This window comes from Nonlabens sp. Asnod3-H03 (assembly GCF_045063665.1).
Classification (GTDB): Bacteria; Bacteroidota; Bacteroidia; order Flavobacteriales; family Flavobacteriaceae; genus Nonlabens; species Nonlabens ulvanivorans.
The window spans coordinates 243,410-260,211 of sequence record NZ_JBEFOD010000007.1 but is presented as its reverse complement, the minus strand read 5'-3'; the positions used below and the strand labels follow the sequence as shown (position 1 = coordinate 260,211).

At 36.5% G+C, this 16,802-nt stretch carries 15 protein-coding genes; 7 read left to right on the top strand and 8 right to left on the bottom strand.

The features are described 5' to 3' along the window. The first annotated feature begins 8 nt into the window (after positions 1 to 8). From ACJJVI_RS02635 to ACJJVI_RS02610, 6 genes are all read left to right on the top strand, one after another. Positions 9 to 1,445: an IPT/TIG domain-containing protein gene (locus ACJJVI_RS02635; protein ID WP_405350139.1), complete on the top strand. Its 1,437-nt coding sequence runs from the start codon at positions 9 to 11 to the stop codon at positions 1,443 to 1,445. A 130-nt stretch (positions 1,446 to 1,575) separates the two neighbouring features. Beyond that, positions 1,576 to 3,105: a lamin tail domain-containing protein gene (locus ACJJVI_RS02630; protein ID WP_405350138.1), complete on the top strand. Its 1,530-nt coding sequence runs from the start codon at positions 1,576 to 1,578 to the stop codon at positions 3,103 to 3,105. Position 3,106: 1 nt separating this feature from the next. Further along, positions 3,107 to 3,916 carry a fibronectin type III gene (locus ACJJVI_RS02625; RefSeq protein ID WP_405350136.1) on the top strand — a complete coding sequence of 270 codons (810 nt, stop codon included), beginning with the start codon at positions 3,107 to 3,109 and terminating at the stop codon, positions 3,914 to 3,916. Between the two features lie 49 nt (positions 3,917 to 3,965). Next, positions 3,966 to 4,865 (top strand): polysaccharide lyase family 7 protein, encoded by a 900-nt coding sequence (locus ACJJVI_RS02620; protein ID WP_317289853.1) that lies wholly within the window; start codon positions 3,966 to 3,968, stop codon positions 4,863 to 4,865. Between the two features lie 106 nt (positions 4,866 to 4,971). Continuing rightward, positions 4,972 to 6,378 (top strand): glucuronate isomerase, encoded by a 1,407-nt coding sequence (uxaC, locus tag ACJJVI_RS02615; protein ID WP_405350134.1) that lies wholly within the window; start codon positions 4,972 to 4,974, stop codon positions 6,376 to 6,378. A 54-nt stretch (positions 6,379 to 6,432) separates the two neighbouring features. Continuing rightward, a complete protein-coding gene (locus ACJJVI_RS02610) occupies positions 6,433 to 6,960 on the top strand; it encodes an SMI1/KNR4 family protein (RefSeq protein ID WP_405350133.1) in 528 nt (175 codons plus the stop codon). 79 nt (positions 6,961 to 7,039) lie between these two features. On the opposite strand, the gene ACJJVI_RS02605 is transcribed toward ACJJVI_RS02610, so the two are convergent. From ACJJVI_RS02605 to ACJJVI_RS02570, 8 genes are all read right to left on the bottom strand, one after another. Then, the gene (locus ACJJVI_RS02605) at positions 7,040 to 8,341 is read right to left on the bottom strand and encodes a TRAP transporter large permease (protein WP_036579812.1); all 1,302 of its coding nucleotides are present in this window, start codon (positions 8,339 to 8,341) and stop codon (positions 7,040 to 7,042) included. 3 nt (positions 8,342 to 8,344) lie between these two features. After that, positions 8,345 to 8,815 (bottom strand): TRAP transporter small permease, encoded by a 471-nt coding sequence (locus tag ACJJVI_RS02600; RefSeq protein WP_036579809.1) that lies wholly within the window; start codon positions 8,813 to 8,815, stop codon positions 8,345 to 8,347. 2 nt (positions 8,816 to 8,817) lie between these two features. After that, the gene (locus ACJJVI_RS02595; protein ID WP_348022410.1) at positions 8,818 to 9,792 is read right to left on the bottom strand and encodes a TRAP transporter substrate-binding protein; all 975 of its coding nucleotides are present in this window, start codon (positions 9,790 to 9,792) and stop codon (positions 8,818 to 8,820) included. Between the two features lie 9 nt (positions 9,793 to 9,801). Next, positions 9,802 to 11,022, bottom strand: coding sequence for a DUF4861 domain-containing protein (locus tag ACJJVI_RS02590; protein WP_405350130.1), 1,221 nt, complete (start codon positions 11,020 to 11,022; stop codon positions 9,802 to 9,804). Continuing rightward, positions 11,023 to 11,811, bottom strand: coding sequence for a gluconate 5-dehydrogenase (locus tag ACJJVI_RS02585; RefSeq protein WP_405350128.1), 789 nt, complete (start codon positions 11,809 to 11,811; stop codon positions 11,023 to 11,025). A gap of 6 nt (positions 11,812 to 11,817) precedes the next feature. Beyond that, positions 11,818 to 12,657: a 5-dehydro-4-deoxy-D-glucuronate isomerase gene (gene kduI, locus ACJJVI_RS02580; protein ID WP_405350126.1), complete on the bottom strand. Its 840-nt coding sequence runs from the start codon at positions 12,655 to 12,657 to the stop codon at positions 11,818 to 11,820. A 49-nt stretch (positions 12,658 to 12,706) separates the two neighbouring features. After that, the gene (uxuA, locus tag ACJJVI_RS02575) at positions 12,707 to 13,891 is read right to left on the bottom strand and encodes a mannonate dehydratase (protein WP_405350124.1); all 1,185 of its coding nucleotides are present in this window, start codon (positions 13,889 to 13,891) and stop codon (positions 12,707 to 12,709) included. 63 nt (positions 13,892 to 13,954) lie between these two features. Beyond that, entirely contained in the window at positions 13,955 to 14,782 is an 828-nt protein-coding gene (locus ACJJVI_RS02570; RefSeq protein WP_317289846.1) for an SDR family oxidoreductase, read from the bottom strand. 315 nt (positions 14,783 to 15,097) lie between these two features. Here ACJJVI_RS02570 and ACJJVI_RS02565 point away from each other — a divergent pair, with 315 nt between their 5' ends. Continuing rightward, on the top strand, positions 15,098 to 16,762 hold the full coding sequence (locus ACJJVI_RS02565) for a hypothetical protein (RefSeq protein ID WP_405350121.1): 1,665 nt from the start codon (positions 15,098 to 15,100) through the stop codon (positions 16,760 to 16,762). The last annotated feature ends 40 nt before the right edge of the window (positions 16,763 to 16,802 follow it).

Sequence of the window (16,802 nt, the reverse complement as noted above, 5' to 3'; positions counted from 1 at the left end):
GTTCAATAATGAAAAATTTGTATAAAATATTGACAGTTTTATCTGTTATGGCTGTAGTACTCATAGCCTGTGATGCAGATGTAGAAATAGATCAAACTGTTGCAGAAATTAAAGCTGAACAGCCTACCATAACTGGTTTTTCTCCAGGTACTGCGGCGGTAAATGCTTTAGTGGATATCGATGGTACATTTTTAAACTTTGCTACAGAGGCTTACATAGGTGATGTAGAAGCAACAATTACCTCACGAATTACAGGTCAACGTTTACAAATTCAGGTTCCTAATAATGCAGTATCCGGAGTTATAAAAGTGGTGACTGAGCAAGGTAAAGAAGCAGTAAGTGCTCAATCTCTTACGGTAACTTATCCTGTGCCTACAGTAACTACCGCATTACCAGCAACTGCAGATGTTAATTCTATTATTAATATTATAGGGACAGATCTTGTAGGTGTTACAGGTATAACTTTTGGCGGAACAGCAGGAACTATTGAATTTCAAGAAGAACAGGCCTTGGTCGTAAGAGTCCCAAATAACGTTGGATTTGTAGATGTTGTTTTAACTTACCTTACAGCTTCGGGAGAAGCATCCTTAGTTGCTGCAACTAATTTTGAAGTAATTTTACCACAGCCTACCATCGGTGGTTTTCCAGCGGTATTGACTCGTGATAATGAAGTTATTGTTACTGGACAAGATATGAACTTAATAACTGACGGTGATGTAGAAGGAACACCAATCACTATCAATAGTCAATCACCTACAGAAATCAGATTTGATGTGCCAACTTCAGTGGTAACAGGCTATGTAGATGTTAACCTTAATTTTCAAGGTGGAGGAACAATAACTGAATCGGGCTTACCATATGTTAATGGACAGTTTGAGCAGTTATATGAATTTGATTCTGATCCTAGTTCAGTATTTGTTATCGATTTTAGTAAAGATCCAAATGCAGTAGCCTCTATTAATGGTAATGTATCTCCACCACCATTTCCAGGTAATGATTATTATGCATTACAGATGAATACATCTACTAGCTCAACCGTTGCTAGAGCAAAAGTTCATCAAACCTCCACAAGCCCTACCGTAAATAACATTTTAGACTCTGGTAATTATGGTGATAATCCTGTTTTGCATTTCTGGATGAACACTGAAAATACAGATATGGCATTTAAAATCTATATGGGTGGTACGAGCTCTTCTAATAGAAGAAGTCTACAAGGATCAAATGCAAATACTGGTGGAAATTGGAAATTACACGCAGTAAGGCTTAATGGTTTTATTCCGGGACAAACAAGTGTTAATAATGTCCTAGAATTAAGAATTACACCAGGAAGTAGTAGTGCTACAGTACCTGCATATTTCAATTTTGACTGGTTTATAGTTACAGATCGTGTGCTAACTGAGTTTGGTGCAGTAGACGTGACAGATGATTTTAATCCAGCAGGATAAGTAATATTGAAAACATAATGTGATTCAGTCTTTACATCTTGAAGATTGAATCATATCATAATCGAAAGTGATTATAATCATATTAAAATCACTTCTAATAATAATCAACTTAACCGTATAAATAACAATTATGAAAACAAAATTACCTTTAATAGCAATGTTTCTAGGAATGGTTGCTTTTGCTCAAAATCCAGGAGATCTTATCGTTTCTGAGATTATGATAGACCCAAATGGTACAGAAAGAGAACAAGAATGGTTTGAAGTTTATAATACAACTAGTACCGCTATAGATATGAATGGGTGGATTATTAATGACGAATCTAGTAGTGGACGTGCTCACGTAATCACGTCTGCAGTGCCAGTTATGGTTCCAGCAAATGGATATGCTGTACTTGTAGCAAATGATGATCCTTTATTAAACGGCGGAATAACAAACTCTATTTATGAGTACGGTTATGATAGCCCTATAGGTGGTCCTGCTACTCCAGGAGCAGGAACTAACTTTCCGACTTGGAATAATGAAAGTACTTATGCAAATGGTTCTACAAACGATGATGGTATCCGTTTAGAAACAGCAACAGGAACTGTAATTGATCAAATTCTTTATGGGTTCGGTTATGCCGGATTGAATGCATGGCCAGCGATGGGAGCAGCTAGTGATGTTTCTTATCAACTAGATGCTGCCACATTAGATAGTGCATCAAACGATGTTGCCGCAAATTGGTTGCCTAGTACTGCAATTTACGGAACAGACATGATGGTAGGTACACCAGGAACTGCAAATAGTAATTCTGGTGGTACACCAGCATTAGGAGCAGGTGATATAGTGATAACTGAATTAATGATAGATCCTAACGGTTCTGAAGATGAAAGAGAATATTTTGAAGTTTACAATACAACTGCAGCAGCCATTGATTTAATGGGATGGACAATTGTTGATGCTTCTTCAAGTGGTAGAGCACATGAGATTACAACTAGTACTGTAGTTCCAGCAAATAGTTATGCAGTTCTTGCTGCTAGTGGTGATGCTACACTTAATGGAGGAATTCCAGCCGTTGCTTATGAATATGGATTTGATTCTCCTCCTGGTGGTACAGCAACACCTGGAGTAGGTTCTAACTTCCCTAGATTCAATAATGAATCTTCTTTTGATGATGGAACACCTAATGATAATGAAATTGATGGTATTGCTTTATTAAGTGCTAGTGGTACTGAAATTGACCGTGTAGAATATGACTATGGTTATGGTACAGCACCTATTGGATTTCCTATGATGATGTTTTCAGGTGGTGGTAGTATTGAGTCTAATACTTTTGATGTAAATGCAAATGATCTTGCAGCCGCATGGACCGCAGCTACAGCAACTTTTGGTACAGCTAGTCAATTAGGTACACCTGGAACACAAAACACACTTTCAGTTTCTAGTAATGAGCTTGGTGCGGTTAAATTATATCCTAATCCAGCAACTAATTTATTATCGATAGAGTTAGAAGACGAAAACTGGACCTCACTAACGATTTATAGCTTAACAGGCCAACAATTGATATCCGTTAAAGAATATACATCTAGAGTAGATATAAGTAATCTTAATACTGGTACATATTTTGTAAAAGTTAATGCAAATCAAGGTACTGAAACAATCCAGTTCCTAGTGAAGTAACATGAAACAAATATTTCTTTTAATCGCAGCCCTATCCATGCTTTTTAAGCAAGATAGGGCTGTTGATATAGTAACACAATTACAAGCTGATAGTTCAAAAAAGACTTATGAACTTATTAATAGTGTGCTATCTCCTGGTTATAATGTAGTTGAGGTAAGTGATTGTAGTCATCCTAGTTTTGGAGACCACATTACTCAACAATATGACGATATACTAGAGAAAGATGTGTTTGTTTTTCACGCTCATGTTGAAAAGGATACAGATAGATGTAAGAAATTTGATCGGTCGCGTACTGAAATTAAAACCTACGGAAAGTCCCCAGAAGAGGTTTTGGGAACTCTTGGAGAAACTCATGTTTATACTTGGTTATTTAAATTAGATAAAAATTTTAAAGCTTCATCGGGATTTACTCATATTCATCAAATTAAAGCTGTCGGCGGTCCAGAAGATAAGATGCCTACCTTGACTTACACTTTGAGAGATAAAAATGATAAAAAGAGTTTTGATATAAGGTTCTCTAAATTTCTAACTCAAGAATCAATCGCGAGTACTGATTTAGAACCATTCTTAGGTGAATGGATTATGGTAAAAGAAATAATTACTTATGGAGAAGAAGGTAAGTTAGAGGTTACGCTTTCGCGAAAGCGAGATCAAAAAGAGCTCTTATCGTATAAAGGGAATTTAAGAATGTGGAAGACAAAGGCACAATTTTTAAGACCTAAATGGGGAATTTATCGCAGCTTAAAACACGCAGATCAATTAAGAGATGAGCAAGTGTTTTTTGCAGATTTTGAAATGACACAACTGTAGATAACACTTATAATTTGAGTTATTTAAGAATAAAATTAAAGAAAAATACATGAAAAACATAGCATTACTATTACTCGCTATGATTCTTATTACATCATGTGATAGCGAGGAAGAATCACCAGAGCGTATTGAAATAGTTGTACCTAACGAGCCAGATCCTGTTGCATCTAATTTTGATTTCTCGGACTGGAAGGTGACCCTACCAGTTGATGTAAATAGTGACGGTAGTCCAGATGAATATGCACCATCGCAATTAGATAATGGCGGTTACCGTACTTTGAGTGCCCTAGATGGTTACATGTACGATGATCCAGTAGGAGAAGGTATTATTTTTTACACACAATTTGACCCTAATGGTGCGACAACGGCAAACAGTTCTTATCCTAGAACTGAACTCAGAGAGCTTATCAATCCATCTAACTCAAGAGATAACTGGAGTTTACAAGATGGAGGTGTTTTAAAGGTACGCATGCAAGCGTTGGACGTATCTGATAATACAGGTACTGGTAGTCTTAATAAAGATCGTTTTATAATGGCTCAAATTCATGGTATCATTACACCATCTGACGTGGCTAGACTTAATCTTTCTAGTGATTCAGCTCCACCATTATTAAAAATGCAATGGAGAGATGGTGACTTATATGCTTATAAAAAAACTCTTGAAAACGAATCCATGTCTGGTGACGCTATTATTAATAAAGATGATGCAGTATGGGGAGATATATCGTATAATTTTGGTCAGGTCGGTTTTGAACCGTTTGATTTAGAAATAAGAGCCTCGACAGGTCGTCTAGAGGTAATTGTAGATGGTCAGTCCCATGTTTTTCAAGATATCAGTCTAGCAAAATGGCCTTTTGATAATTATTTCAAAGCAGGTAACTATATTCAGACTACAGATCCAACTGGATATTCAAAGGTAAAATTGTACAGTATAGAAGTATCCCATTAGTACATGATTATCATACATAAAAGGAATCTTTAAACACAATTCCAACCTCTTACAGGTTGGAATTGCTGTTTTTAAGGGGCATATTTGTAGAGTAATTAAGAACTATATGAACTCATTTATTACTGAGGATTTTCTACTTCAAACAGATTTTGCAAAACGTCTCTATCACAACTTTGCAAAAGAATTACCTATTATAGATTATCATAATCACCTGTCTCCAGAAGATATTGCCACTAATCGACAATTTGACAATTGTACACAAGTGTGGCTAGCCGGTGATCATTATAAATGGCGTGCGATGCGTGCACTGGGAATAAATGAAAAGTACATTACAGGAAATGCAACTGACGAAGAGAAATTCCATAAATGGGCAAGTGCAGTTCCTTACACGCTTAGGAATCCACTATATCACTGGACGCATTTAGAATTAGAGCGTTACTTTGGTGTTAAAGAGCTTCTCACAGAAAATAATGCTGCAGCGACTTACGAGAAAACAAATGACTTACTCCAGCAATCTTCTCACAGCACGTTAGGTTTGTTACAGCAACAAAACATAGAGTTATTATGTACTACTGATGACCCTATCGATAGTCTAAAATATCACAACAGTATTAAATCTCAAGCATTATCACCTAAAGTCCTGCCTACATTTAGACCAGATAAGGCTTTTGGGGTAGGAGATGCCGTGAGTTATAATGCTTATCTAAGTCAACTAGAAGAAGTAACTGGTAACAGTATTAATGATTACGATGCACTATTAGTCGCACTAGAAAACCGAGTAGACTATTTCCACCAGAATGGTTGCCGTCTTGCAGATTATGGTCTGGAACAAATCTACCACAGCACAACTGCAGATTTTAATCTTGATACGTTGTTTCAAGAAGTAAGAAACGGCAAGCAATTATCAGTTGCACAAGTACAATACTTTGCAGGTAAGGTGATGCTGGAGTTGAGTAAAATGTATCACAAACGCGGCTGGGCGCAACAATTTCATGTAGGCGCGATACGTAATAATAACAAACGTTTATTAACCCAATTAGGTCCAGATACTGGATTTGATTCCATAGGTGATTTTTCTCATGCGGTGTCTATAAGTGGTTATTTAAACGAACTGGACAGTACTGATCAACTGGCTAAAACCATAATCTACAATCTCAATCCTGCAGACAATGAAATGATTGCAACCATGGTCGGCAATTTTAATGATGGTACGATACGAGGTAAGGTGCAATATGGTGCAGCATGGTGGTTTTTAGATCAAAAAGATGGCATGGAAAAACAGCTCAACACACTATCTAGTCTCGGTGTTTTAAGCACTTTTGTAGGTATGTTGACAGACTCACGCAGCTTTTTAAGCTTTCCACGTCATGAGTATTTTCGTCGCATCCTGTGCAATCTATTAGGCAATGATGTTGTCAATGGAGAACTTCCTGCAGATGAGCAGTGGCTAGGGAAAATAGTTAGTGATATATGTTACCACAACGCCGTGAATTATTTTGAGTTTGATAAATAATACGCTTTCGCGAAAGCGTAATTAATTTAAAATTTAAAATTTAAAAATTAAAAAATGAAAAAGCTGTTAGAACAAATTTCTATTAAGGCTATTGAATTAGGAGAATCTGATTTCAGTGAAAAACAAATCATTGAAAGTTGGTTAGGAAGAGAATCTGCTACACAAAGTGATATTAATCATCTAGAAAAAAGATTAGGTGTCGTGTTGCCAGATGATTACAAGTTGTTTTTAAAGATGTCAAATGGATTTAAGGCAACAACTCACGTAGATATCACATTTGAGCCTACCGATAGAGTCGACTATCTCAGTAATTTTGAGAATTATAATGGTTCTTTATCATTCTATGATGATATGGATGGATATCAAGAGATAAGCTTACAATTCAAGAAAAGTATCTTAATAGGTGGAATAGAAGAAGAACAAATATTCTTGTTACTTCCTCCTGTAGGTAACATGGAAAAGTGGCGATACTGGCAATTTGCTAACTGGATTCCAGGTGAGGAGGAATATGAAAATTTAGAAGCTCATTTTATTGATGTCCTAAATCTACTAGAAGAATTAATAGAAGAGAAGGATATTTAATAATCATATGTGACTAACAAAAAAAAACCTGCTATCAATCGATAGCAGGTTTTTTTTTATTCAATATTGAAATAGTCGACTAGTCCATTAAATCAAATGCTCTAGGTAACCATAATGTAATATCTTCAAAATAAGTAACCATTACTAGTACGGCAATCATTGCTACAAATAATGGTAACATAGGACGTATAACTTTCTGTATTTTAAGATCTGCAACACTACAACCTACAAAGAGTACAGAGCCTACTGGTGGCGTACATAATCCAATACAAAGGTTCATGATCATAATGACTCCAAAATGAATAGGATCCATTCCCATTGCTGTTACGATAGGTAAGAAAATAGGAGTGAAGATGAGTACCGCAGGCGTCATGTCCATAAAGATCCCTACAAATAATAAAATAAGATTGATTAAGATTAAGATGATGATTGGATTATCACTGATTCCTAAAAGTGCATCACTAATTTCTTGTGGAATGTTTTCATAAGACATGACCCAACTCATCGCTATAGAAGTTGCAATTAATAACAATACAATGGAGCTGGTTTTAATAGTTTCTAATAAGATAGGAGATAAGTCTTTTAACTTAATTTCTTTATAGACAAAACCTAATACAAGAGTATAAATCACGGCAACTCCACTAGCTTCTGTAGCTGTGAATATTCCGCCTACAATACCACCTATCACCACTACAAGCAACATTAAACTAGGTAGTGCATCAAAAAATCTTTTAATAAACACCTTTACGCTTACTAACTTATCAGTTGGGTATTTTTTGATAATAGAATACACAGCAGCCACAATCATTAAGGCAAGTCCTAATAGTAATCCAGGTACGTAGCCTGCGATAAATAAAGCAGCGATAGAAACTCCACCACTTGCAAGAGAATAAACAATCAATACATTACTAGGTGGAATAATCAGACCTGTAGTAGCACTAGTAATGTTTACTGCGGCGCTAAAAGGTTTACTGTAACCATCTTTTTCCATCATAGGATTCATAAATCCACCTATGGCACTAGCTGCTGCAACGGCACTTCCTGAGATTGCCCCAAAAAGCATACAAGAAATAATATTTACAAAGGCCAGTCCGCCCGGTAATGGACCTACAATGGCTTTGGCAAAGTTAATCAGTCGCACAGCAATACCACCGCGATTCATAATTTGACCTGCGAGGATAAAGAATGGTATAGCACTCAAGGTAAAACTGTCTAATGATGTCGCCATACGTTGCGCCATAGTGGTCACCGATGGAAGAAATGGCATGGAATAAACCAGTGTAATAAAACCGGCAAGACCTATAGCATAAGCAATAGGAACTCGTAATGATAAAAACACTAAAAAGCTCAATACTAATATTAAAATTTCTGTATAGTTCATAGTTTAGGCTTTAGAAGAGATTACTTTTTTGAAGAATGTATCGATACTGAAATAACAAATTAATATACCAGCTAGTGGAACTACTAGATAAACGAAACCAAGAGGAATACCTAGTGAAGCAGACTTTTGTTCAAACTGAAAACTAAGTTGACATAATCTCCAACCACCTATAATCATCACAAAAAAGCCAAATGAGAAAACACATAAGTGAACAAAACCATCAAACAGTCTAGAGTTTTTTTCAACTAACTTTTCAGGTATAAGGTCAATGGCTAGGTGTAAATGCTGTCCAGTGGCATATGCAGCACCTAATAAACCTACCCAAATGAGTGAGTAGCTAGAAATTTCATCAGTTATTGTACTAGGAGATTGTAGTATGAACCTAGCAATTACCTGCCATACCACTGCAAATAGCATAATACTGAGCAGTAATAGGCATAATTTACCTAAAATAGAATCTATCGTTTTTCTCATGATTAATTATTTTGGATCGATTGAATTAATGCACCTAGTAAAGGATCTTTTTTAAACTCATTTACCAGTTCTACTGTAGCTTCTTGAAATGGTTTTTTATCCGGATAAAATACTTGAACACCACTTTCAACTGCTTTTTCAAGACATTCCTTCTCAGATTCTTCCCATAATTTACGTTGTGCAACTTTAGATTCTTCAACGGCCTGATTCAACCATTTTTTTTCCTCATCACTCAATCGTTTTAAGGTTTCTGTTCCTATCACTAGCACGTCAGGTACAGAAGTATGTTCATCCAGACTTAGAAACTTACAAACTTCGTAGTGCTTAGACGTAAAATAACTAGGGATATTATTTTCGGCACCGCTTACCACACCTTGCTGTAGTGCTGTGTAAAGTTCTCCATAAGAAATAGGAGTAGGAGCACCACCCAAATCATTAATCATTGCAATAGCCATGTTACTTTTCATAACACGTATCTTCATATCTTTAATATCATCTGGTGAGTTGATGGGTGTTGATTTTGTATAGAAACTACGGCTACCAGCATCATAAAAAGTTAATCCTTCTAGGTTAAACTTATTACCTTGTGATAAAATACCTTTACCTACTTTACCATCATAGATATCATGCATATGATCTTTATCTCTAAATAGATATGGAATACTGAATACTTTATATTCTGGAATAAAGTTCTCCAGCACTCCGGCACTTACTTTGGCAATATCCAGACTACCTATTTGAAGCAACTCTATGCTTTCTCGCTCACCGCCCAACTGACCATTAGGATAAATTTGAACTTTTAATTTTCCTTCAGAAATTCTTTCTAAGCTTTCACCTAGTACAATCATTCCATTATGTACGGGATGTTGTGTGTCTACGCTATGAGCAAGCCTTAGGGTTTTTGTTGATTGTATTTCAGCACAGCTATTACTAAGGATAGCTGCGAGAAATAAAAATATGATATGTTTAATTTTCATATAAGTTGTTTATTGAATTGTAATAGGTGAATTGATCATTTTTGTAGATTGTTCTAATAGTTTTTCAAAACCTTCAATCGTCTTGAATTGTGTGTCACTTGCTTCCCAACCGCTCATAAAATAGAAGCTGTGATTTTTTCCTTCTTGAAGATTTAGTAGGTAAGTATTGGTAATGCCAGTACCTTCTGATGGCGCATCTAAATATGCAGTTAGTGACTGTGCCGTGATGATAGCCATTCCTAGGTGATCATCATTTTCTGACTGTTTACCAAATGAATACAATACATCAACGCCTTCATTAGAGTTATAAAATTTTAATTTATTCTCTTTTAAATTTACTATTCCGGTATAGAGTTCTATTCCATCGTTGGTGCCGTGCAATTCAACATCACTTTTGTAAAACCAGTCGCCTTTTTCTATAGTTATGGTATGAACGATATGGTAAGATTTATCTCCAATAAACTCATCTAAGTAAGTCATTCTAAAAATAGCTCTCGCAGGACCTTCAGTTATAGTCTCAAATCGAGTACCATTCCAGCCAGTAAGTCTGTACAAGGAGTCTTGATGTTTAAAAGCTATGGCGCCAGCACCTAATGAATTGCCAACTTTGAGAATATCCATTCCCCAATCTGCCTTCTCATGATAATTTGTAGTCAATCCTTGTTTGTGTAATGTAGGTTCTTTAGTAGTTTTTCCGAAAATATCAATCCCATTTCGAGGATCAAAATACATACGGAATCCCACTTTATCATTTTCCCAAGCTGGTCCTTCCATTTGAAAGAACAACGAGTCTTTATCTCTTGGATCATAACTTCTAGTGTAGAGTTGCTCTTCACTTGCTTCTGGCTTAGCTTTTCCTACACCAAAATGTACGTCTGTCTTCTTTTCATATTGTGGTGATTCCGCTTTCGCGAAAGCATAAATCATAAGCCTTTTAGTTTCTAGAGCTTCGAAATTCACAACTAGAGCTGCTTCATCCCAGATTCCATCCTGATCCATGTCATCCAACTGATAAGGGAATTCAGTTCCCAGAGAATCTTTAAATATTAAAATTTGACTTTCATCAAAAGCTGGCAGTTTCTCTTTAATTTGCTTCTTTGAAATCACAATAACTTCAGTTCTGGCGATATCGATTTCGTTATGAAGCATAAAAAAAGCATCTTTATTCTTATCATCACAATTGATGAAAAGAATAGAAAATGCTAATAGTAAGAGGTTCCAATATCTCATTTAATCTTCATTTGAAGGTTTACCTATAGTCGCTAGTATACCGCCATCAACATACAATATATGACCATTTACAAAATTGCTAGCTTGTGAAGATAAGAATATTGCGGCACCTGCAAGATCATCTGGATCGCCCCATTTTGCTGCTGGTGTGCGATTCACAATAAAATCATTAAAAGGATGACCATCGACTCTAATGGGAGCAGTTTGGGTCGTGGCAAAATATCCTGGACCTATACCATTCACTTGTATGTTATGCTTTGCCCATTCTGTTGCCATATTTTTAGTAAGCATGACCAGTCCACCTTTTGCAGCGGCATAAGCACCTACGGTATTTCTACCTAATTGACTCATCATAGAACATATATTAATAATCTTTCCAGCCTTACGTTTCATCATGCCTTTTACTACATGTTTAGAAACTATAAAAGGACTTACTAAGTCGATGTTCACGACTTGTTTGAACTCTTCCACATCCATGTCTGCTAGCGGAACTCTTTTTATGATACCAGCATTGTTGATCAGGATGTCTATAGGACCAACTTCCCTTTCTATTTGTTGAATGGCAGTCTCAACAGCAGCTTCATTTGATACATCAAATTTGTATCCTACAGCGTTTATTCCAGCTTCTTTGTAATGAGCAACGGCGTCATCTATTTTTTGCTGAGATGAATTCCCGTTGACTACTATAGTGGCACCAGCAAGTCCTAATCCATGAGCCATGGACATTCCTAGACCATGTGTACTACCAGTAACTAATGCTACTTTACCTTTAATGTCAAATAGATTCATGGTCGATTATTTAAGATCTGTGATTTTTGCCACGTCCATATCGTTATAATCTAGATTCTCTCCTGCCATTCCCCAAATAAAGGTATAGTTAGAAGTTCCAGAACCTGAGTGAATAGACCATGGTGGTGATATCACCGCTTGGTGATTATGCATCCATATATGACGTGTTTCTTGTGGTTGCCCCATGAAGTGACATACCGCTTGATCTTGTGGTACATCTAGGTAGAAATAAACTTCCATTCTACGATCGTGCACGTGAGCAGGCATAGTGTTCCATACACTTCCTAATTTTAATTCTGTCATTCCCATTTGTAACTGACAAGTCGTAATAATTCCGCCAATAATCATTTGAGAAACCGTTCTGTGATTTGCTGTTTCCAGACTACCTAATTCTATTTTATTAGCCTCGGCAAGACTTGTTTTTTGAGTAGGATACGATTGATGTGCTGGAGCTGAATTGATATAAAATTTTGCAGGATCACTAGCATCTACACTATGGAAAACGACGTCTTTTGCGCCCATTCCTATGTATAAAGCATCCTTTTGAGCTAGCTCGTACTTAGTTCCATCTACTTCTACCGTTCCTGTGGCACCTACGTTGATGATTCCCATCTCACGACGATCTAAGAAATTATCCGCTTTTAATGGATCAATCGTTTCAAGCTTTAATGGTTTAGTAGGAACTGCGCCACCAGCGATATATCTGTCATAGTGCGTGTATACTAGATTGATCTCACCGGCTACCATCGGTTTGTCAATTAAAAATTCATCTCTTAGTTGAGTCGTATTATAAGCTTTTACAGCTTCTGGACTGTTTGCGTATCGTGTTTCAAATTTTGTAGACATGATATAATTTTTGTGCTTGAGTAAAATTTCAAGCCGTTAGTTTTAATTTTTAAGCTAGTGATCTTTTGATTCCTAGTTCTAGACCTCTTAATTCAGCAAGACCGCGTAAACGTCCTATTCCAGAATAGCCAGGATTAGTTTTCTTTTTTAAATCATCCAGCATTTTATGTCCATGATCTGGACGGAACGGCATGCGCAAATCTGCACGACCGGCTTTTTTACGTTTTTCTTGTTCTACCACAAGTGCTTTCATCACGGCATACATATCTACATCACCTTCTAAGTGATCTGCTTCATGGAAGTTTCCAGCTTCATCTCTTTTAGTAGCGCGTAAATGGATAAAGTGAATGCGATCGCCTAATCGCTCTACCATTCCCGCAAGATCATTATCTGCTCTCACGCCAAAGGATCCTGTACAAAAGGTTAATCCATTATTAGGACTATCCACAGCCGTATATAAATCTACAATATCTTGTTCTGTACTTACCACACGTGGTAATCCTAGAATAGGAAATGGTGGATCATCTGGATGGATGCACATAAGTACTCCAGCTTTTTCTGCTGCTGGAATAATCTCAGATAGGAAATGAAAAAGATTTGCTTTTAATTCTGTTGGACCTATGTCTTCATAAGTAGCGAGGATCTTATTAAATTCTTCTAGCGTGTAACCTTCTTCAGCACCTGGTAATCCTGCGATGATATTGCGGATGAGTTTTTCTTGATCTGCAGCGCTGGTATTTTTTAAATAAGTTGCTGCGGCTTCTTGTTGAGCTGCCGTGTAATCATTTTCTGCGCCAGGTCTTTTTAATAGATACAATTCAAAAGCGGCAAATGCGGCTGCTTCAAAACGTAGTGCTGTAGAGCCATCACTTACTTCATAGTCCAGATTAGTACGTGTCCAATCCAGCACCGGCATAAAATTATAACACACGATGTCTATACCGCACTCGCCTAAATTAGTGAGTGTATTTTTATAATTCTGGATATAAGTTTGATAATCTCCAGATTTAGTTTTTATGTTTTCGTGAATAGGCACACTTTCTACGACAGACCAAGTCAGTCCAGCGGCTTCGATTTCCTTTTTGCGTTTGGTGATTTCTGCTACAGACCATTCCACGCCATTAGGTATATGGTGTAATGCATTTACAATGCCAGTGGCACCAGCTTGTTTGATATCGTTAAGAGAGATTGGATCATTAGGACCGTACCATCTCCATGTTTGTTCTAAACTCATTTGTTGTTATTGTTACGCTTTCGCGAAAGCGAGATCTTAAAAATCTTACTTAAAAGTTGTTGTTTACACGCCACTATAAGCGCTAAATCCACCATCAATAGGAACCACGATTCCCGTAATGAAAGCTGCGCCGTCATCGCATAACCAGTTCACAGTACTCACCAGATCGTCTGGTGTGCCGTATCGTCCCATAGGTGTCTGACCTATGATTTGCTCGCCTCGTGGCGTTGCAGAGCCATCACTGTTAGTCAAAAGCGCTCTATTCTGATCGGTCAGGAAAAAGCCTGGTGCGATCGCGTTGACACGTATGCCGACTTTAGAAAAATGAACCGCAAGCCATTGTGTGAAATTAGAAACGGCAGCTTTTGCACCGCTATAAGCAGGTATTTTAGTCAAAGGCGTAAAAGCGTTCATGGACGAAATATTCAACACACTACAGCCATCACGACCTACCATATCTGTTGCAAATACTTGTGTAGGTAACAAGGTGCCTAAAAAGTTAAGGTTGAAGGTAAACTCAATTCCTTTAGGGTCTAGGTCAAAAAAGGTTTTAAAACCTTCTGTCTGATTGTCCAGATCTTCTAGTTGAAAAAACGGATTGCTCGTCGTTCCCAATGGGTGATTTCCTCCAGCACCGTTGATTAATATGTCTACCTTGCCATACTTAGAATTGATCTCTTTTTTTGCCGTTTCTAGAGAATCTTTCTCTAGGACATTTGCTGCTACACCTATGGCTTTACCACCATTATCACTAATTTCAAGAGCTACCGCATCTGCTGCTTCTTTTCTTAAATCTAATACAGCAATTTGATGTCCTTGTTTTGCAAGTGCAATTGCCATGGTACTGCATAAAACACCGCCGGCTCCTGTTAAAACTATAGTTTTTGCCATAATTAGGTTTGATTTTTTAGAATTTCTCAAAATTGGTTGACCAAATATGAGAAATTATCTTCTATTACTTTATAATTATACAATGGGAATTATTCAGAATAGGGAGAATTGTGTACAAAGCATTGTGAAGCAATGTTTTAATCGTGATTAGTGCTTGTGATAGCAGTGTAAAAAGATCTTAAAGAGTGATATTGTCTCGTGAGATTTTATGTAGATTTATTAGGTTAAACTGAATAATAGCAACCCATATGCTGTACTAGCGTTCTCTTTTGTATAGATATCTTTATAGAGTATATAGGACTTAACGACACCATCATGAATCGACAAAATCAAATTTTTATTTTTTTATTAATTATAACTATTGTTATTATTTGTACATCATGTAGAGCACAATCAATACCTGAAATATTAAGTAACACTCAAGCAGATGATTATATTTATTTACCTGATTATAGTTATGCAGGTTACAAGAATGGCGAAGAATTAATACCTAATCAAGGAGTGGTCTACCTGGCTACTGATTATGGGGTTGTTGCAAATGATGGAATTGATGATTCTAAGGCGCTTATTAATGCTGTTGATGAGTTAAGAGCTGTTGATGGAAGTGTGATTTTAGAATTACCTGCTGGTAAGATTATTTTGAGTGATATTATTTATATTGAGCGTAGCGATTTTATACTACGTGGTGCTGGGTCTGGAGAGAACGGTACGATACTATATTTTCCTAGACCTTTAATGTATGTACATGATCCTGAACCTTTAAAAGAATTGAGAGAATATCTAATGGAATTTGATAAAAGGCAAAGAGAGGAAAAGAATAATATAGACCTAGCTTTTTCGCAATATGCCTGGTCTGGCGGATTTATATGGACGCAAGTTCCAGGTGAACGAGTGAAGTCATATCTAGAGAAATATGAACGTCCAGTAAATGTACTTGCAAAAGTAACTTCTGGAAAACGAGGAGATTTCACCGTTACAGTGAAAAACAATAATTCCTTGAAAGTGGGCGATGTTATTGAATTGCAATTGTTCAATAAAGATGGTGAAAAAGGTAAAATAGTTGAAGAACTCTACAAAAATGCCGATGTAAAAGTAGGAACACATCATTTTAACTTCCCTGATTTGCCTATCGTGAGACAACAGCTAGAAATCAAATTAATTGATGGGAATCAAGTCACTTTTAAATCACCACTCACAATAAGTATAGACACCTCATACGAAGCTCAAATAGTCGAGTGGAAGCATTTAGAAAACGTAGGTATAGAGCATTTTTCTATAGAATTCCCGATGACACCAAGAATAGCACACCATATAGAACAAGGTTTCAATGGGATTAACTTAACTAGATTATATAATAGTTGGGTTAAAGATATAGTTATTGTAAATGCAGATAGTGGTATTTTAACAGAAGAAATAGCTAATGTAACTATTCAGAATATAACAACAAGAGGAGAACATTATGCACACTACACGGTAGCGATGGCAGGTGTACATAATGTGCTAGCTGAAAATATAATCGTAGAAAATTCTGCCGAGCATCCTTTAAGCTTCAATACTTTTTCTACTAAAAATGTTTATAAGAATTGTACGATTTATAAAAAACCTGTACTAGATCAACATAGCGGTGCAAATCATCAAAATTTGTTTGATAATATAACTGTTCATATCAATGAATTGAAAGGCGATTCATATCCGCTTTTTGCGGGTGGTGGTGCAGGCTATTGGAAACCTTCACATGGGGCATACAGTACTTTTTGGAACATTAATATAGTTTTAGAATCACCTCATTTATTAAAGGATCCTGTCTTACTTAATGGTATGTTAGATGGGCCACATGCTAGAGTAATAGGTATTCATGGTAATACTAGCTTCTTGGTAAAATATGAACCACTGGCTTATATTAAAATGACAAATCAATCTTTACACGATGTACCGTCACTATATGACTATCAGTTAAATAGCAGGTTAAATTATGATTAATAATGGTATGAGTTCTTTCTAGTAACTCATAAAGTGGCTA